Genomic DNA, 15,862 nt, shown 5'->3' on the forward strand with positions numbered 1-15,862 from the left:
AACCGTCCTTACCACTCACGAGACCTGAAGCGGGTCAGGACTCCTGCTTGTCCCGCCAAGCGATCCAGGACCGCAGCTTGTCCAGGTTGTAGTCCGGTCCGCCGGTCGCCACGGTGAACAGCGAGACACCGAGCTCCAGCAGCTTCGGGCCCAGCTCCTCGGGCTCGCCCTCGACGGCGACCGAACGCTCGATCTCCTTCGGGTCCCGGCCGACGTCGGCGCAGTGCTGGTCGAGGATCTTGACCTTGCGCTCCACGACCTCCGGGTCGCCGAAGCCGTGCCAGATGTCGGCGTGCTTCGCCACCAGGCGCAGGGTCTTCTTCTCGCCGCCGCCGCCGATCAGCACCGGGATGTCCCGGACCGGCTGCGGATTCAGCTTGCCCAGCCTGCTCTCGATCCGCGGGAGCGCCTCCGCGAGGTTGTCGAGCCGCCCGCCCGCGGTGCCGAACTCGTAGCCGTACTCGTCGTAGTCCTTCTCGAACCAGCCGGAGCCGATGCCGAGGATCAGCCGCCCGTCGGAGATGTTGTCGACCGTGCGGGCCATGTCGGCCAGCAGCTCGGGGTTGCGGTAGCTGTTGCACGTCACCAGCGCGCCGATCTCGACCCGCGACGTGGACTCCGCCCAGGCGCCCAGCATGGTCCAGCACTCGTAGTGCAGGCCCTCGGGCTCACCGTAGAGCGGGTAGAAATGGTCCCAGTTGAAGACGATGTCCACGCCGAGGTCTTCGGCCTCCGAAGCCGCCCGGCGGATGGCCTTGTATTCGGCGTGCTGCGGCTGCAGCTGGACACCGATCCGGATCTTCCTGTTCGCAGCAGTGGTCATGTTCGCAGCCTAAGCCTGGAGTTGCTCCACGCGCTCGCCAGCATCCTCGGCAGCGCGACGCCCAGTCGCCGACGGCGCGGGACGACCGCCCGGGTGTTCAGCACGTCGTAACCCAGGGCCGCGATTTCGTCGAGAATGCCTTCGTAGAGCACGAGCGCGGTCCGCACACAGTCGCGGGATTCCGCGCGCAGCAACGGGATGCCCGCTTCGGCGCGGCGGTACACGGCCCGGTTGCGCGCCACCGCGACGGCGAGCGCGCGCCGCACCCGCCGGTCGGGCAGGCCGCGGGCACGGGACCATTCGAGCAGTTCGCGGTCGACGCCGAACGCGGCCAGCTCCTCGGCCGGCAGGTACAGCCTTCCCCGGTCGAGGTCTTCGCCGACGTCGCGCAGGAAGTTGGTCAGCTGGAACGCCTCGCCCAGCGCGGCGGCGCCCGGCACGGCTTCGGCGACCGGGACGACGGTGCCGAAGACCGGCAGCATCTGCAGGCCGATCACCTCGGCCGAACCGTGGATGTACTCCTGGAGTTCGGCGTAGGTCGCGTACTCGGTGATCTTGAGGTCCATCGCCATGGACCGCAGGAACGCGTCGAAGAGCTCGCGGTCGAGGTCGTGGCGCCGCACGGTGTCGGCGAGCGCGGTCAGCACCGGGTCGGCGGGCGTGCCGCCGTCGAAGACCTGGGCGACCTTGACGGAGACCTCGTCGAGCGCGACGGCGGGATCGGTGCCGGGCGCGGGATTGTCGACCACTTCGTCCGCCATCCGCGCGAAGCCGTACAGCGCGTGCGCGAACGGACGGGTCCGCGCCGGCAGCAGCCTGGTCGCCAGGAAGAACGTGCGGCCGTAGTGCGCGTTGACGCGGCGGCATTCGGTGTACGCGGCCCGCAACGACGGCTCGGTGATCCCCGCGGCGTCGAGTTCGTTCATCGGCCGGTGACCCGTCCCGCGGCGAGCCTGCCGGAGATCACCACCGGCGGGATGCCGACGCCCGGCGTGGTCCCGCAGCCCGCGAGTACGACGTTCTCCGCCGCGCGCATGAGGTTGCCCGGCCGGAACGGACCGGTCTGGGTGAAGGTGTGCGCGAGCGAGAACGGCGTGCCCGCGGTGAGCCCGCGTTCCGCCCAGCCCGCCGGGTTGATCGTCTCGTCGACCGAGAAGTCGTCCGTGAACCCGGCGAGGCCGCGCTTTTCCAGTGTGCGCACCAGTTCCGCGCGATAGGCGGGCCCGACCCGGTGCCAGTCGATCTCGCCGCGGCGCAGGTTCGGCGCCGGGGCCAGCACCGAGATCACCTGATCACCGCCGGGGGAGAGGCCCGGTTCACTCGCGGTCGGCCGGGTCACCAGCAGCGAAGGGTCGCTCATCAGCTTGCCCTCGCGGATGATCTCCGAGAACGTCTTCTCCCAGGCGTGACCGAAGAAAATCGTGTGGTGGCCCAGATCCGGCCAGGATTTCGGCGCGTGCCCGTGCAGGACGACGGCCGACGGCGAGTACCGCAGCGGCAGCGGCCGCCGGGGGCGCGCGCCGAGCAGCCGGTACGCGGTGCCGAGTTCGGTCGCCAGAACCACCGTGTCGCAAGGGATCCGCTCACCCGTGCGGGTCCGCACCGCGCGCACCCGCGAGGAAACCCTTTCCAGCCAAGCGGCTTCGGTGCCGAACCGCAGTTCCGCGCCGGCGCGTTCGGCCGCGCTCGCCATGGCCCGCGCGATCTCGCCCATCCCGCCCGACGGGTAGTAGACCCCGCCGACGGTGTCCATGTAGGAGATGACGCCGTACGCGCCGATCGCGCGCGCCGGATCGAGGCCCGCGTAGAGCGCCTGGAAGGAGAACAGGCGGCGCACCCGGTCGTCGCGCAGGAACCCGCCGATCTTCGGGCCGAGCCGGCCGAAACCGCCCAGCGCGGCCAATTTCGCCAGTTCCGGCCGTACGAGATCGAGCGGGGAATCGAAGTTCGCGCCGATGAAGTGGTCCTTCTGCACCGCGTACAGCTCGGTCAGCCAGCGGCGGAGCCTGCGGTAGCCGTCGGCCTCGGCCGGGCCCGCGGCCGCGCGGATCTCGGCCTCCATGGCCGCCGCCTCGGTGTGGACGGCGATCGTGCTGCCGTCGGCGAACCGCGCGCGATAGGCCGGGTCGAGCCGGGTCAGCGTCAGGTTGCCCGCCAGGGACTCGCCGACCGCGGAAAAGGCTTCGTCGAGCAGCTCCGGCATGGTCAGCACACTGGCGCCGGTGTCGACGGTGTTGCCGCCGAAATACGCCTGTCCGGCCCGGCCTCCCGGGCTCTTGTCCTGCTCCAGCAAGGTCACCCGGCGGCCGGCGCCGAGCAGGTGCAGCGTCGCCGACAGCCCGGCGAGCCCGCCACCGATCACCACCACGTGGTCACTCGGACCGGTGACAGTGCGCATCAGTACGTCCGCTGGGTCGCCTTGACGACCAGTCCGGTCAGCGCGGCCGGGGCGGGTTCGGCCAGGTGGGCGCGGTCCAGCGCCGCCATCGCGGAGTCGGTGAGCTCGTCGATGCGGCGTTCCACCGCGTCGACGGCGCCGACGTCCTGCAGCGCCTCGCGCACGGTCTCGACGGCGTCCTCGGACAGGTGGGCGTCGCCGATGGCGTCGGAAATGACCTTCGCCGCCGCGGTTCTGCCCTGCTCGGCCGCACGCTGGAGACCCAGCGCCACCAGCAGCGTCCGCTTGCCCTCACGCAGGTCGTCGCCCGCGGGCTTGCCGGTGACGGACGGGTCGCCGAACACCCCGAGCAGGTCGTCCCGCAGCTGGAACGCCACGCCGACCTCGTCGCCGAATTCGCGCAGCGTCGCGATCAGGGCGTCGTCGGCGCCGCCGAGCGCGGCACCGAGGTGCAGCGGCCGCTGGACGGTGTACGCGGCCGTCTTGAGCTTGCAGATGTGCAGCGCCGCCTCGGGGGAGGCGTCGCCGGTGGCCTGGGTGCGGACGTCGAGATACTGGCCGGCGAGCACTTCGGTGCGCATCGCGCGCCACGCCGGCCGCGCCGCCGCGAGGGCCGCGGGCGGGAGCGGGGCCTCGCCGAACATGTCGTCGGCCCAGGCCAGCGCGAGGTCGCCGACCAGGACGGCGGTCGCGAGCCCGAACGTGCTCGGCGAACCCAGCCAACCGCTGTCGGCGTGCAGTTTGGCGCCCGCGATGTGCACCGTGGGGGAGCCGCGGCGCGAATCGGAGGAGTCGATGAGGTCGTCGTGGATCAGCGCGCACGCCTGGATCAGCTCCAGGCTCGCCACCGCCTGCAGCACGCCTTCGACGTCCGGCCCCGCCGGATCGCCGCCGGCGCCGCGCCAGCCCCACCAGGCGAACGTCGGACGCAGGCGTTTGCCGCCGCCGAGGACGAACCCGGCCAGCGCGTCGATCCCGGCCCCGACGACCGGTTCGGTGCGGCGGATCTCGGCACCGGCGCGCTCGAGGAATCCGGCCAGCGCCCGCTCGACATGGGCGGGCAGATCGGCGTCGTAGGCGGACGTGTCCATGAGCACATCTTCCGGGAAGGACGTCCCCGTGACCCAGTCGGGTGCCTCCGAATGTGGCGGAACTCGCCGCGTTCAGTCCTCTAGATGCGGTCCTTGCGCGTGCAACTACCGCATCTAGAGGACTAAACGCGGGTCCTGTCGTAGTGCCGCTTCGCGCGTGCCCGGTTCCCGCAGTCGGACGAACTGCACCAGCGCCGCGACCGGTTGCGCGTGTGGTCGGTGAAGATCCAGCCGCACCCCGGACCCTCGCATTCGCGGATCCGGTCCCACTCCGCGGACCTGAGCAGATCTTCGGCCGCGAGGGCGAGGAAGTGCGGCAGCACGGCGCCGTCCGTCAACGGAACGGTCCACCGCAAGGGCAGGGTCGGCGCCAGTCCGGCGTGCCGGTACGCCGCCTGCAAGGGCTTCCGCAGCGGCGTGACGTCCTGCGGCTGTGTCGCGAGCACGCGATACAGCGTCTCGCGGAAGTCCTTGACCGCATCCAGGACGGCTTCGGAGATCTCCAGCCGCTCGGTGCCCGCGCCGACCAGGACCACCCACTCGGACAGCCGTTCCGGGGTGGAAAGCCGATCAACCCGCCGGGCCGGATCGCGCCGCCAGGAAACGGTGTTGACCAGGTCCAACGGCACACTCCCGCCGATGCTGTCGTACCCGTCCCAGTGGCCGTCCACGAATCCTCCTAATGGTCAAAACGAGTTTAGCTTGTTAGGGTCGAAGCATGACAACGCTCCGGCGCAGCTACCTGGCCGGCGCCCGTGTCGGGCTCGGACTGGGTGTCGCGACCTTCGTCCTCGGCGTCACCTTCGGCGCGTACAGCCAGACGCTGGGCTGGGGGATCGCGGCCCCGATCGTCGCTTCGATCGTGGTGTTCTCCGGCTCCGCCCAGTTCGCGATGGCCACCGCGCTCGCGGGCGGCGGGAACCTCGCCGTCGCGGTCGGCGCGGCGGCCCTGATCAACGCCCGGTTCCTGCCGATGGGCGCCGCCGTCGCCTCGGATCTCCGCGGTGGGCGCCTGCGCCGCGCGTGGGAAGGCCAGGCCGTCGTCGACGGTTCGTGGGTGGCCGCCCATCTCGGCGAAGGGCGTTTCGATCGCGAAAAGCTCATCGGCTGCACGCTCGTCCAGCTGCCCGCGTGGGTGCTGGGGACGGTGCTCGGTGTGCTGGCCGCGCCGCCACCGGACGTCGTCTCGCGGTTCGGGCTCGACGTCGTGTTCCCCGGCTTCTTCCTGGTCCTGCTCGTCGACGAGTTGCGCCGTTCGCGCCAGGCCGTCCTCACCGCGGCGCTCGCCGCCTGCCTGGCCGGGATCCTGGTGCTGGTCGTCCCGGTCGGGCTCGCCCTGATCGGCGCCGCGGCCGCCGCACTGGTCGGCCTGGGGGTGCGGCGATGACACTCTGGCTCGCCATCGTCCTCGTGGCGCTGGTCAGCATCGGGTTCAAGGCGGCGGGGCCGGTCCTGCTCGGCGACCGGACACTGCCGCCGCGGGTCGCGGCCGTGATCGCGTTGCTGGCGCCCGCGTTGCTGGCCGGTCTCGTGCTCACGGACGTGACCGGTCCGGCCTGGTCCGATGTCGACTGGACGCTCTGCGCCGGGCTCGCGGCGATCGCGGTGACCTACGCGCTGCGCGTGCCCGCGCTCGCCGCGATCCTCTGCGGGGTGGTCGTCACGGCGGTGCTGCGATTCCTCGGCTAGCGAGCGGGCGCACGTGTCGCGAAAGCCACTTTCGGGACATCCGACGTCCCGAAAGTGGCTTTCGCGACATGCCTGGGGACGCCCGTCCGCTGCCTCCTCCGACGAAGCGAAAGCCACCTTCCGCCGCGAGTCCTCGGCTAGCTCCAGAACGGCCCGCTCAGCCCGGCCCGCGCGAAGTACGCGGCCGCGGCGGCCGGATCCCGGCGGGTGTACCCGTGCTCGAGCCTGCCTTCGTACCAGCCGGCCGCGAGCCGCCACAGCGTCGCCAGATCCAGGACGTAACCCTTGTCCTGCCCCGTTTCCGCCAGCCATCCGTCCACACAGGACTCGCCGCAGAACAGGCGCTGGCCGGCGCAGGTGCGCACGACGTCGTCCCACATCCGCGCCACCGGCACCAGGAAGTGCGCGACCAGCTCCCTCTTCGGCGGGGTCCGGTCGTTCACCATCAGCGCCTGGGGTTCGCCGCAGCCCCGGCAGCGCGTGGACACCAGCACCTCGGGTTCGGCCTTGACCAGATGCGGGATCGCGAACGCGTCCCACGCGCAGCCACCCCACCACAACGTGCGCTCGCCCATCACGGAGAACCCGAGCGGGATCGCCGCGAACGGATGCGCCAGCACGACGTGCTCGCAGTCGTCGAGCACGAGATGCCGCCGCTCCGCGAGCCGGTGCAGTGCCTGTTTCGCCACCGCGAGTGATCCGTGGGCGGCGTCGGCCAGTTCCGGGGCCGTCGGTGGCCTCCCGTGCTCGGCGAACGCGCGGTAGACCGCGACGCGGACGTCCTCGTCCCAGCTGGTGTCGGTTTCGGCGCTCATGGCGGCTCCCTGTGCTCGCCTTCGAGTCTCCCCAGGCCCGCGCCGCTCGGCAACCGCTCGTACGTGGCTGAAGTCGCACGCCCGAAGCCTGAGAGGGGGCTCCCAGCCAGCGAACTTTCCCCCCTAAAATGACGGAATGACTTCGGTGGTCGAGCGGTTGCAGGGTGATGGACCCGTGTTCTCCATCGAGTTCTTCCCTCCCCGCGACGCGGCCGACGAGGCCGTTCTGTGGAAATCGATCCGGGAACTCGAACCGCTGGACCCGGCGTACATGTCGATCACCTACGGCGCCGGCGGCTCCAGCCGGGACGGCACGATCCGCAGTATCGCCCGCGTCGCCACCGAAACCACCCTGGTGCCGATGGCGCACCTCACCGCCGTGAACCACTCGGTCGCCGAACTGCGCAACGTCATCGGCTGGTACGCCGCCGTCGGCGTGCGGAACATCCTCGCGCTGCGGGGCGACCCGCCGGGTGACGTGTACGGCGACTGGGTCCCGCATCCGGAGGGGCTCAACTACGCGGAGGAACTCGTCGAGCTGGTGCGGTCGCTCGGCGACTTCTGCGTCGGCGTCTCGGCGTTCCCGTACGGTCACCCGCGTTCGGCGAACCTCGAAGCCGACACCGAGTACCTGGTGCGCAAGCTCCGCGCCGGCGCGGATTTCGCGATCGCGCAGCTGTTCTTCGAGCCGGAGGACTTCCTCCGCCTGCGCGACCGGGTGGCGGCCACGGGCTGCGAGGCGCTGGTGATCCCCGGGATCATGCCGCTGACCACGCCGCGGACCCTGCACACGTCGATCAAGCTGTCCGGCGCGCCCGCGCCGCGGCGGCTGCTGGACCGGCTCGAACCGCTGGCAGGCGACCCGAAGGCCTTCCGCGCAGCGGGGATCGACGCGGTGACCGAACTGGGCGAGCGGCTCATCGCCGAGGGCGTCCCCGACCTGCACTTCTACACGTTCAACCGGTCCAAGGCCACGCGCGAGGTGGTCAGCAGGCTCGGGCTGGTCCCGGCCCGCGCGTAACTCCGTACCGAAGTCGCCCGCCGTCCCGGTAGCGTGCCGGTCATGGCTTCAACCGCGCGAAGTGTGCACCAGATCTGTGACCGGTACGTCGACGACTACGCGGCGGCCGACCCCGTCGCCGCGACGACGTTCGGCATCTCCGGATACGACGACCAGCTGACCGACTACTCGCCCGCCGGGCACGCGGCGCGGGCCGCCATCGCCGCCCGCGCGCTGACCGACATCGAAGCGGCCGAACCCGTCGACGACGGCGAGCGCGCGGCCAAGGCGGTGTTCACCGAGCGGATCGGGTTGCAGCTGGAGATCCACGAGGCGGGTCTCGACCTCGCGGTGCTGAACGTGATCGAAAGCCCCGTGCAGGAAGTGCGCATGGTCTTCGACTACATGCCCACCGGCACCGCGGAGGACTGGGCGACGATCGCCGCCCGGATGGCGCGGGTGCCGGAAGCGCTCGACGGTCTCCGCACCTCGCTGCTCGCGGCCGCGGACGCGGGCCGGGTGGCGGCGTTGCGGCAGGTCGGCAAGGTCGCCACCCAGGCCGAAACCTGGGCGGGGCTGAAGGACGAAACCGGATTCTTCGAGACCCTCGTCGCGGGCGCGAAGAACGTCGACGACAAGCTCCGCGCCGAACTCGACCAGGCCGCGCACGCCGCCCAGGAGGCGTACGCGGAGTTCGCCGGGTTCCTGCGCGCCGAACTCGCCCCGCTGGCGCCGGTCAAGGACGCCGTCGGCGCCGAGGTGTACAAGCTGTGGTCCCGGGTGTTCACCGGCGCCACCTTGGACTTGGACGAGGCCTACGCCTGGGGCTGGGCCGAATTCACCCGCCTCGAAACCGAGATGCGCGAGGTCGCCGGCCGGATCAAGCCCGGTGCCACCCTCGCCGAGGCGGCCGCCGTCCTCGACGCCGACCCCAAGTACACCGTGCGTGGCCGGGCCGAATTCCAGGCCTGGATGCAGAACCTGTCCGACAACGCGCTGAAGTCGTTGCGCGGCAAGCACTTCGACATCTCCGACCGGGTGATGGCGCTGGAGTGCAAGATCGCCCCGCCCGGCGGCACCGTCGGCGCGTACTACACCGGCCCGAGCGAGGACTTCTCCCGCCCCGGCCGCATGTGGTGGTCGCTGCCGCAGGGCCGGGACGAGTTCACCACCTGGCGCGAGGTCAGCACCGTCTATCACGAGGGCGCGCCGGGTCACCACCTGCAGATCGCGACCGCGGTCGACCAGTCCGAGTCGCTCAACAAGTACCAGCGGCTGCTGGCGTTCACCTCCGGGCACGCCGAGGGCTGGGCGCTGTACTCCGAGCGGCTGATGGAGGACCTCGGCTTCCTCGCCGACGACGGCGAACTGCTCGGCATGCTGTCCGAGCAGCTGTTCCGCGCCGCGCGCGTGATCGTCGACATCGGCATGCACCTGGAACTGGAGATCCCGGCGGGCACCGGCTTCCACGAAGGCGAGCGGTGGACGCCCGAACTGGGCCTGGAGTTCATGCTCACCCGGACCGTCACCGACCCGGCCCACGTGCACGACGAGATCGACCGCTACCTGGGCTGGCCCGGGCAGGCGCCGTCCTACAAGCTCGGCGAACGGCTCTGGCTCACCGCCCGCGAGGAGGCCCGCGCGCGGCAGGGCGACGCGTTCGACATCAAGCAGTTCCACACGCGGGCGCTGGCGCTCGGCGGGATGGGGCTGGACACGCTGCGGGAGATGCTGGCCGCTCTCGACTGACCCACCGCCCCCGCCCGTGCCAGGAACGGTCCTTTCCTTGCGAAATTTGCAAGGAAAGGACCGTTCATTGCATCCGGAGGGGGCCTCCGCGTGCCGCAATTCACGTGCCCCCGGTACCGCGGCCTTGATACGTTCCCTCCCGTGCACCGGATCTTTCTCGTCACCCCACCCCCCGCCTCCTGAGCGGGGTGTCTCCGGCCGCGCGGCGTTCCAGCCGCCCGGCCGATCCGTGCTGCACTGAAGCACCCCGCGTCGTCGACGTCCCTTCCGACCGACACAGACGCAGGAGCGTTTCCCCATGTCCGTTGCCGTACCCACGCGCGCCCGATCGTCGGCCGCGCTCGTCCTCGCCGGGGTCCTCTGGGGGACCGGCGGTCTCGCCGGATCCCTGCTCGCGTCCCGCGCGGGACTGCATCCGCTGAGCGTCGCCGCGTACCGGCTGCTCATCGGCGGCGTGATCGCCACCGGCTACCTCTGGCTCACCGGAGGCCTTCGAGGCTTTCCCCGCACACCCCAGGTCCGCCGTCGCCTCCTGGCGGTCGGCGGCTTGTTCGCCCTCTTCCAGACCAGCTATTTCGCCTCGGTCTCGCTGAGTTCGGTGAGCGTCGCGACAATGACCACCATCGGCAGCGCGCCCGTCCTGCTCGCCGTCGCGACGGCCGTCAAGACCCGCCGCCTGCCCGGCGCGTGGACGGCGGTGTCGGTGGCCGGGTCCCTCGTCGGGCTCGCGCTGCTGCAGTGGACACCCGGCCAGGAGGTCGACGTCGCCGGAGTGCTGTTCGCCCTGCTCGCCGCGGCCGGGTTCGCCGCGCTGACCCTGGTGACCGCGACCCGGGTCGACGGTCTCGATCCCTTGCCCACCACGGCTTTCGGCTGTCTGATCGGCGGCGCCGCGCTCACTCCCGCCGCGGTGTGGTTCGGGATGGCCGTGCCGCTTCAGGCCGACGTGCTCGCGCTCGTCGTCTACTTCGGCGTCGTGCCGACGGCGCTGGCGTACGCCGCGTACTTCCGAGGCCTCGAAAGCGCGCATCCCGTCCTGGCCGCGCTGTCCGCTCTGCTCGAACCGTTGACCGCCGCGCTGCTGTCGATGGCCGTGCTCGGGGAGCGGCTCGGCGCCGTGGGCTGGTGCGGCGCGGTGGTGCTCATCGCCGCGCTCACGGTCGCCTACTCGAAACCCTAGAGCGGCAGCGTCCGGCCGAGGATCGCGAAGGGCCGCGGATCCCCGGCGAAGTGGTAGTCCCGCAGCACATCGACGAATCCGACGCGCCGGTACAGGTTCCAGGCCCGGCTGGTGCCTTCCGGCGTGGAAAGGAGGACGTGGGCGCTGGGCACGCCGTCGAGCAGCCGTCGCAGGAGGTCTTCGCCGATCCGTTTCCCCTGGCTTTCGGGGCTGACGTGGATCTCGGTGAGCTCGAAGTAGTCGGACATCCAGTGCTCGGCGGCTGCCTGGCCCTCACGCCGGGTCAGGCCGTGGCGGACCTGTTCGTGCCACCACTGGCCGCCGCGGCCCTTGTAGCCGTAGGCGAGCCCGAGCAGGACGCCGTCCGCGTCGAGCGCGGCCATGCAGCGCCAGCCTTCGCGCAGCGCGTGCGTGAGCCACATCGGCGCGCGTTGCTCGGCCGTGCCTTCGGGGTAGCGCATGGCGTTGACGTAGATGGTCAGCGCCTCGGGGAGCCGGGCGCGGAACTCGTCCGCGGACAGCTGGACGTAGCGGGTGCATTCCGAGGACATCGCGGTCACGGGCGCCCATCCTGCCCGTCGCCCGCGACGTCCGCGGGAGTGCCCCCGGTCAGCGCGACCAGGCCGTCGAACGTCGTGGGGTACACCGACTTCGGATGCCCGGCGGCCGCCCAGACGACTTCGTGGGCGCGTAACGCGGTGTCGACGAGGGTGGTCAACGCCTTCGGGTGACCGACGGGGGCGACGCCGCCGATCGGCTGCCCGGTGTGCGCGCGCACGAAATCCGCGTCCGCCTTGCCGGCCTCGTCGGCGCCGGTCAGCGAAGCGAGGAGGTCCGGGTCGGCGCGGTGCGCGCCGGAGGTCAGGGCGAGCAGGGCCGTTTCGGTGTCGCCCGTGCGGCTGCGGAAGACGAGGCTGTTCGCGATCGCGCCGACCTCGACACCGAGCGCTTCGGCGGCCTGGGCTGCCGTGCGGACTTCGGCGGGGAGGATCCGGATCCCGTCCGCGGCGGCCTGCTGGCCCGCCTCGGCGAGCGCGGCCGCGACCTTGGCCACCGAGGGATGGTCGATGGTGCTCATACGCCTATGAGATCACGTGGCCGATGCCGTGTCCCGCACCACATGCGGCGATCACCCCGGTACGGGGTTGAGGAATGGGGCACTTCGGGGTTACATTGGACTTGTTCGAACAGACGTTCGACATTCGGTGAGCGCGCACCGGTAGGTGCCCGGCGCGGGGGCGGGGGAAGCGCCTCGGCGCCGGGCACCGGCCGGCGCTCACGTACAGGAGGAGGGTCGTCATGTCCGTTTCGGTCGTGTCCCCCGACGAAGCCGAGAGGCCGGGGGGCACCGCACAGCCCGCCCTGCCCATGTCGTTGCGCCCGCCGGCACCACCCGCGGCGGTCTCCTTGTACGCACAGGCGAGGCGGGGGCTCGCCGAGGCAGAGCGGGAAGGCGATCCCGCGGAGCGGTTCATCGGGGCCTATCTGGCCGCGCTGCGGGGCGCCGCGGCGGTGCTGGAGGCCCGAGGCCGTCCGCACCGGGGCCGTGCCCGGCCGGCGAGCGGCTGGGTGCTGCTCGATTCCGTCGCGCCCGAGCTGAAGGAATGGGCGGCGTTCTTCGCGGCCAATTCGGCGACTCGGGCCGCCGCTCAGGCGGGGATCACCGGCAAGGTCACCGTCGAGCTGGCGGACGAGCTGACGCGGGCCGCGACGGTCTTCCTGGAACTGGTGCGACGGGTGGTGCACGGGCTGCCGATGGGTGACTCGGCGTATGTGGCCTGAGCGGCCGGGGAGAGGGGGTGCCCGATGGCCGGGCAGGCCATGATCGACCAGGGCAGGTTCCTGGAGGTGATCGGCGCGGAAACCGAGTTGATGGCCCAGGTGGCGCACACCGCGTCCGCCGACGCGCCGGTCCCGACCTGCCCGGGCTGGACGCTCGGGGAGGTCCTCAGGCACGTGGGCAGCGTGTACCGGGTCACCCGCCGCTGGATCATCGACGGGCGGCGTCCCGAGCACTGGCAGCGCAAACCGGGGCCGGGGCAGACCCTGGAGGAGTACTTCCGCGAGGGCCGGGACGAGCTCGTCGCCGAGCTGTCCGCGCACGACCCGGACGAGCTGGCGCCGACCTGGTGGCCGGCGGACCGCAGCTACGGGTTCTGGCGGCGGCGGATGGCGCACGAGACGACCATCCACCGGATCGACGCGGAGAGCGCGGCCGGCCGGGACGTGTCGGAGATCCCCGAAGACGTGGCACTCGACGGGATCGACGAAGCGCTGGTGCTCTGGTTCGGCCAGCGCCTGCCGTTGCTGGGGCTGTCCGGGACCAGGACCGGCTCGGTCGGCGTGCGCACCGCGGGCCACACCTGGATCGCCAGGGCCGGCCCCACGGAGACGGTCGCCTGGCGGTGCTCGGCCGACGAAGCCCAGCGCGCGGACGATCTGATCACCGGGAAGCCGGACAAGATCTACCGCTGGCTCTGGGGCCGGGCGGGTCCGACGGCGGTGACGGTCAGCGGAGACCAGGACATGGCGGGACAACTCTGGGCCCTTCTGCGGCTCGCGACCCGATGACCGGTCGGTGGGGAAGCCAAACCGGTCAAAAGTGTCGACGGAGCTGAAGATATGCCTCTAGCGCGACCGAACACGGTCACCTACGACAAGGAAAGTGTCGGTGGTGCCGTCTAGGTTCACCGGTGTGGTGGCACAGCTGGTGAACCTGGTCTTCGACTCGGCCCTTCCCAGAGATCTGGCGGGTTTCTGGGAAGGGCTGTTCAGCTGGGACGCCCCGTTCCAACCGGCGTTCCGCTCCGAGGCGGGCCCCAAACGGGGCAAGAACCGGCTGCACCTGGATCTGGCGAGCCGGTCGCCCGAGCACCAGGCCGGGCTGGTGGACCGCGCGCTGTCCCTCGGCGCACGGCACATCGACGTCGGCCAGGGCCCGCCGGAGGAGAACCGGGTGCCGTGGGTGGTGCTCGCGGACCCCGAGGGCAACGAGTTCTGCGTCCTCGAGCCACGCGAACAGTACGAGGGCACCGGCGCGATCGCTTCGGTCGTCACCGACGCCCTCGATCCGGAGCGGCTCGCGCGGTTCTGGGCGGCCGCCCTCGGCTGGGAGATCGGCGTCCGGGAAGAAGCGATCGTCGGCCTGCGGCCACCGGACGGCCGCGGCCCGTGGATCGAGTTCCTCGCCACGCGAGAGGAGAAGCGGCAGCGGAACAGGCTGCGGTTCGAGATCGCGCCACGGCGGGGCAAGAGCCGGGCCGCCGAGGTCCGGCGCCTGCGGGAGCTGGGCGCGGCCGGGCAGCGTGGCGAAACCATGGTGGATCCGGAGGGCAACGAATTCAGCGTGCTCCCGCCCCGCTGAGTGTTTCGCCGGAGTTGCGTGGCGGCGTCGAACGCTGACCTGAGCGAAACACCCGCGCCGTGGGCAGGCAACAACCGGCCGGGACCGTGGAGTCATGGAGACCTATCGAGCCCGGCCCACCCTGGTCCAGCCCCGCGAAGAGACGTCCGCCGCTTCGGCCTGGCGTGTCCGGATCCGCGTGGACGACCGGCCCGGCACGCTGGCCAGGATCGCGATCCGGCTCGCCGACCTCGAATGCAACATCCTCGGGCTGTCGGTGCTCCCGGTCCCCGGCGGCGTGCTCGACGAGATCGTCCTCCGGCCGGCCACCGGTCTGCCGCGCCGGCTGCTCGTCGACGCGATCCGCGACGAAGGATGCGAATGCTCCGCCGTCATCGACGCGGATCTGGCGGAACTGGTCGATCCCGCCACCGCGACACTCACCGCGGCCAAGCGGGCCGTCGATGAGCCCGGCGGCCTCGCGGACGTGCTCCGCGGCGTCCTCGCGGCCGACGTCGTCACCAAGGTCCCCTCGATCGAGGCGAACCCGGCCCGCACGGAAGGCGGGCACCGGGCGGTGTTCCCGGCGGGGGACGGTGCGGCGTTCGTCGCGCGCCGCCGGTGGTCGCCGTTCGTCGAGCTGGAACTGAGCCGTGCCGTCGCGCTGATCGGGCTGACCACCGCGGTCCGCGACAACGTGACCGGTCCGATCGTGCTCGACCGGGCCGACGGCGCCGCGATCGTCCTGCGCAAGGGGGTCCCCGGCGACGCGGAAGCGGTGTCCGCGCTGCATCAGAGATGCTCGATGACGACGCTCTTCCACCGCTATCACACCGGAATGCGTGCCGTGCCGCGGCGCTGGCTGCACCGGCTCCTCATGCCGCCGCGCGGGATCAGCCTGCTCGCGGTCTGCGGCCGTGACGTGATCGGTCTCGGCCAGCTGATCCCGTCCGCCGACGGTGGCGCGGCCGAAGTCTCGCTCCTGGTCGAGGATTCCTGGCAGCGCCAGGGCATCGGCACGGCTCTGCTGGCCAGGCTCGCCACCCTCGCCCTGGCCAAGGGGGAGCGCGAACTCACCGCCGTCTGCCTGCCCGGAGACGACTCCCTCTATCGCACCGCCTCCCGCGTGGGGCTCCGCCCCGAACGCGCCCCCAGCGACCCCGGCACCCTTCGCTTCCAGCTCCCCGACCCCCGCATTTAGTCCTCTAAATGCGGTAGTTCGCGTTACCAACCACCGCATTTAGAGGACGAAACGCGGGAGTGGGTCAGCGGTTCCAGAACCAGTCTTTGCCGCGGGCTTCGCCCAGCGCGCGCTTCTTGCGGTCGGGGGTGAGGCGCTCCAGGTACAGCTTGCCGTCGAGGTGGTCGGTCTCGTGCTGCAGGCACTGGGCGAGCACGTCGACCCCCTCGACCTCGACCGGCTCGTTGCGCAGGTCGACACCGCGCACCACGGCGTGCTTCGCGCGGACGACCGGGAACCACAGCTCCGGCACCGAGAGACAGCCCTCGCCGATCTCGTGTGTCTCCTCGGACAGTTCGACGATCTCGGGGTTGATCACGTACCCGCTCAGCCCGCCGACGTCGTAGCTGAACACCCGCAGCCCGACCCCGATCTGCGGCGCCGCGAGACCTGCCCGCCCGGCCGGTTTCACCCCGTCCATCAGATCGGTCACCAGCGACTCGATCTTCTTGTCGAATGTCGTGACCGGGTCGCATACGGTCTTGAGCACGGGATCCCCGAAATAGCGCAGGTCGCGCATCACCATGTTCGAAC

Annotated in this window: 18 protein-coding genes; 9 read left to right on the top strand and 9 right to left on the bottom strand. The window is 71.4% G+C overall.

The window, feature by feature from the left end; genetic code table 11:
• Positions 1-34 precede the first annotated feature (34 nt).
• The 5 genes from ACOCEP_RS22675 to ACOCEP_RS22695 form a co-directional block, all read right to left on the bottom strand.
• Positions 35-823 (bottom strand): LLM class F420-dependent oxidoreductase, encoded by a 789-nt coding sequence (locus ACOCEP_RS22675; protein ID WP_410652679.1) that lies wholly within the window; start codon positions 821-823, stop codon positions 35-37.
• The gene (locus ACOCEP_RS22680) at positions 820-1,749 is read right to left on the bottom strand and encodes a phytoene/squalene synthase family protein (RefSeq protein WP_482331001.1); all 930 of its coding nucleotides are present in this window, start codon (positions 1,747-1,749) and stop codon (positions 820-822) included. Before ACOCEP_RS22680 ends, ACOCEP_RS22675 begins: the two co-directional genes overlap by 4 nt.
• Entirely contained in the window at positions 1,746-3,221 is a 1,476-nt protein-coding gene (gene crtI, locus ACOCEP_RS22685) for a phytoene desaturase family protein (RefSeq protein WP_482331002.1), read from the bottom strand. The genes ACOCEP_RS22680 and crtI overlap by 4 nt, the downstream gene beginning before the upstream one ends.
• Positions 3,221-4,312: a polyprenyl synthetase family protein gene (locus ACOCEP_RS22690; RefSeq protein WP_482331003.1), complete on the bottom strand. Its 1,092-nt coding sequence runs from the start codon at positions 4,310-4,312 to the stop codon at positions 3,221-3,223. The genes crtI and ACOCEP_RS22690 overlap by 1 nt, the downstream gene beginning before the upstream one ends.
• A 122-nt stretch (positions 4,313-4,434) precedes the next feature.
• Positions 4,435-4,983 (bottom strand): CGNR zinc finger domain-containing protein, encoded by a 549-nt coding sequence (locus ACOCEP_RS22695; RefSeq protein ID WP_482331004.1) that lies wholly within the window; start codon positions 4,981-4,983, stop codon positions 4,435-4,437.
• A gap of 47 nt (positions 4,984-5,030) precedes the next feature.
• On the opposite strand from ACOCEP_RS22695, the gene ACOCEP_RS22700 reads away from it, so the two are divergent.
• Complete coding sequence (locus ACOCEP_RS22700) at positions 5,031-5,699, top strand: AzlC family ABC transporter permease (RefSeq protein WP_482331005.1); 669 nt, start codon at positions 5,031-5,033, stop codon at positions 5,697-5,699.
• Complete coding sequence (locus tag ACOCEP_RS22705; RefSeq protein ID WP_482331007.1) at positions 5,696-6,001, top strand: AzlD domain-containing protein; 306 nt, start codon at positions 5,696-5,698, stop codon at positions 5,999-6,001. The genes ACOCEP_RS22700 and ACOCEP_RS22705 overlap by 4 nt, the downstream gene beginning before the upstream one ends.
• A gap of 137 nt (positions 6,002-6,138) precedes the next feature.
• Here ACOCEP_RS22705 and merB read toward each other — a convergent pair whose 3' ends face one another.
• A complete protein-coding gene (gene merB / locus ACOCEP_RS22710) occupies positions 6,139-6,816 on the bottom strand; it encodes an organomercurial lyase (RefSeq protein WP_482331008.1) in 678 nt (225 codons plus the stop codon).
• 136 nt (positions 6,817-6,952) lie between these two features.
• On the opposite strand from merB, the gene ACOCEP_RS22715 reads away from it, so the two are divergent.
• The 3 genes from ACOCEP_RS22715 (at position 6,953) to ACOCEP_RS22725 (ending at position 10,745) form a co-directional block, all read left to right on the top strand.
• Positions 6,953-7,837 carry a methylenetetrahydrofolate reductase gene (locus ACOCEP_RS22715; protein ID WP_482331009.1) on the top strand — a complete coding sequence of 295 codons (885 nt, stop codon included), beginning with the start codon at positions 6,953-6,955 and terminating at the stop codon, positions 7,835-7,837.
• A gap of 42 nt (positions 7,838-7,879) precedes the next feature.
• Positions 7,880-9,565: a DUF885 domain-containing protein gene (locus ACOCEP_RS22720; protein WP_482331011.1), complete on the top strand. Its 1,686-nt coding sequence runs from the start codon at positions 7,880-7,882 to the stop codon at positions 9,563-9,565.
• 298 nt (positions 9,566-9,863) lie between these two features.
• Positions 9,864-10,745 carry a DMT family transporter gene (locus ACOCEP_RS22725; protein WP_482331012.1) on the top strand — a complete coding sequence of 294 codons (882 nt, stop codon included), beginning with the start codon at positions 9,864-9,866 and terminating at the stop codon, positions 10,743-10,745.
• Here ACOCEP_RS22725 and ACOCEP_RS22730 read toward each other — a convergent pair.
• Both ACOCEP_RS22730 and ACOCEP_RS22735 read right to left on the bottom strand, forming a co-directional pair.
• On the bottom strand, positions 10,742-11,305 hold the full coding sequence (locus ACOCEP_RS22730; protein WP_016332697.1) for a GNAT family N-acetyltransferase: 564 nt from the start codon (positions 11,303-11,305) through the stop codon (positions 10,742-10,744). The two genes, ACOCEP_RS22725 and ACOCEP_RS22730, sit on opposite strands and share 4 nt — an antisense overlap.
• Positions 11,302-11,823 carry a YbaK/EbsC family protein gene (locus tag ACOCEP_RS22735; protein WP_482331013.1) on the bottom strand — a complete coding sequence of 174 codons (522 nt, stop codon included), beginning with the start codon at positions 11,821-11,823 and terminating at the stop codon, positions 11,302-11,304. The genes ACOCEP_RS22730 and ACOCEP_RS22735 overlap by 4 nt, the downstream gene beginning before the upstream one ends.
• Positions 11,824-12,044: 221 nt before the next feature.
• Here ACOCEP_RS22735 and ACOCEP_RS22740 point away from each other — a divergent pair, with 221 nt between their 5' ends.
• The 4 genes from ACOCEP_RS22740 to ACOCEP_RS22755 all read left to right on the top strand — a co-directional run bounded on the left by ACOCEP_RS22740 (position 12,045) and on the right by ACOCEP_RS22755 (position 15,289).
• Entirely contained in the window at positions 12,045-12,527 is a 483-nt protein-coding gene (locus ACOCEP_RS22740; RefSeq protein WP_482331014.1) for an SAV_6107 family HEPN domain-containing protein, read from the top strand.
• Between the two features lie 24 nt (positions 12,528-12,551).
• The gene (locus tag ACOCEP_RS22745; RefSeq protein ID WP_482331015.1) at positions 12,552-13,316 is read left to right on the top strand and encodes a maleylpyruvate isomerase family mycothiol-dependent enzyme; all 765 of its coding nucleotides are present in this window, start codon (positions 12,552-12,554) and stop codon (positions 13,314-13,316) included.
• A gap of 124 nt (positions 13,317-13,440) precedes the next feature.
• A complete protein-coding gene (locus tag ACOCEP_RS22750) occupies positions 13,441-14,109 on the top strand; it encodes a VOC family protein (RefSeq protein WP_482339794.1) in 669 nt (222 codons plus the stop codon).
• Positions 14,110-14,203: 94 nt separating this feature from the next.
• Positions 14,204-15,289 carry a GNAT family N-acetyltransferase gene (locus ACOCEP_RS22755; RefSeq protein WP_482331017.1) on the top strand — a complete coding sequence of 362 codons (1,086 nt, stop codon included), beginning with the start codon at positions 14,204-14,206 and terminating at the stop codon, positions 15,287-15,289.
• 64 nt (positions 15,290-15,353) lie between these two features.
• On the opposite strand, the gene def is transcribed toward ACOCEP_RS22755, so the two are convergent.
• Positions 15,354-15,854, bottom strand: coding sequence for a peptide deformylase (gene def, locus ACOCEP_RS22760; RefSeq protein ID WP_482331018.1), 501 nt, complete (start codon positions 15,852-15,854; stop codon positions 15,354-15,356).
• Between the last annotated feature and the right edge of the window lie 8 nt (positions 15,855-15,862).

Source organism: Amycolatopsis sp. CA-211722 (assembly GCF_056828465.1).

What these genes read in the sequence shown, in the direction of transcription:
- ACOCEP_RS22700 (WP_482331005.1), top strand. Translation starts at nt 5,031, where the DNA reads ATGACAACGCTCCGGCGCAGCTACCTGGCCGGCGCCCGTGTCGGGCTC.
- ACOCEP_RS22705 (WP_482331007.1), top strand. Translation starts at nt 5,696, where the DNA reads ATGACACTCTGGCTCGCCATCGTCCTCGTGGCGCTGGTCAGCATCGGG.
- ACOCEP_RS22680 (WP_482331001.1), bottom strand. Translation starts at nt 1,749, where the DNA reads ATGAACGAACTCGACGCCGCGGGGATCACCGAGCCGTCGTTGCGGGCC.
- def (WP_482331018.1), bottom strand. Translation starts at nt 15,854, where the DNA reads ATGGTGATGCGCGACCTGCGCTATTTCGGGGATCCCGTGCTCAAGACC.
- ACOCEP_RS22745 (WP_482331015.1), top strand. Translation starts at nt 12,552, where the DNA reads ATGGCCGGGCAGGCCATGATCGACCAGGGCAGGTTCCTGGAGGTGATC.
- merB (WP_482331008.1), bottom strand. Translation starts at nt 6,816, where the DNA reads ATGAGCGCCGAAACCGACACCAGCTGGGACGAGGACGTCCGCGTCGCG.
- ACOCEP_RS22690 (WP_482331003.1), bottom strand. Translation starts at nt 4,312, where the DNA reads ATGGACACGTCCGCCTACGACGCCGATCTGCCCGCCCATGTCGAGCGG.
- ACOCEP_RS22715 (WP_482331009.1), top strand. Translation starts at nt 6,953, where the DNA reads ATGACTTCGGTGGTCGAGCGGTTGCAGGGTGATGGACCCGTGTTCTCC.
- ACOCEP_RS22720 (WP_482331011.1), top strand. Translation starts at nt 7,880, where the DNA reads ATGGCTTCAACCGCGCGAAGTGTGCACCAGATCTGTGACCGGTACGTC.
- ACOCEP_RS22735 (WP_482331013.1), bottom strand. Translation starts at nt 11,823, where the DNA reads ATGAGCACCATCGACCATCCCTCGGTGGCCAAGGTCGCGGCCGCGCTC.
- ACOCEP_RS22675 (WP_410652679.1), bottom strand. Translation starts at nt 823, where the DNA reads ATGACCACTGCTGCGAACAGGAAGATCCGGATCGGTGTCCAGCTGCAG.
- ACOCEP_RS22740 (WP_482331014.1), top strand. Translation starts at nt 12,045, where the DNA reads ATGTCCGTTTCGGTCGTGTCCCCCGACGAAGCCGAGAGGCCGGGGGGC.
- ACOCEP_RS22725 (WP_482331012.1), top strand. Translation starts at nt 9,864, where the DNA reads ATGTCCGTTGCCGTACCCACGCGCGCCCGATCGTCGGCCGCGCTCGTC.
- ACOCEP_RS22755 (WP_482331017.1), top strand. Translation starts at nt 14,204, where the DNA reads ATGGAGACCTATCGAGCCCGGCCCACCCTGGTCCAGCCCCGCGAAGAG.
- crtI (WP_482331002.1), bottom strand. Translation starts at nt 3,221, where the DNA reads ATGCGCACTGTCACCGGTCCGAGTGACCACGTGGTGGTGATCGGTGGC.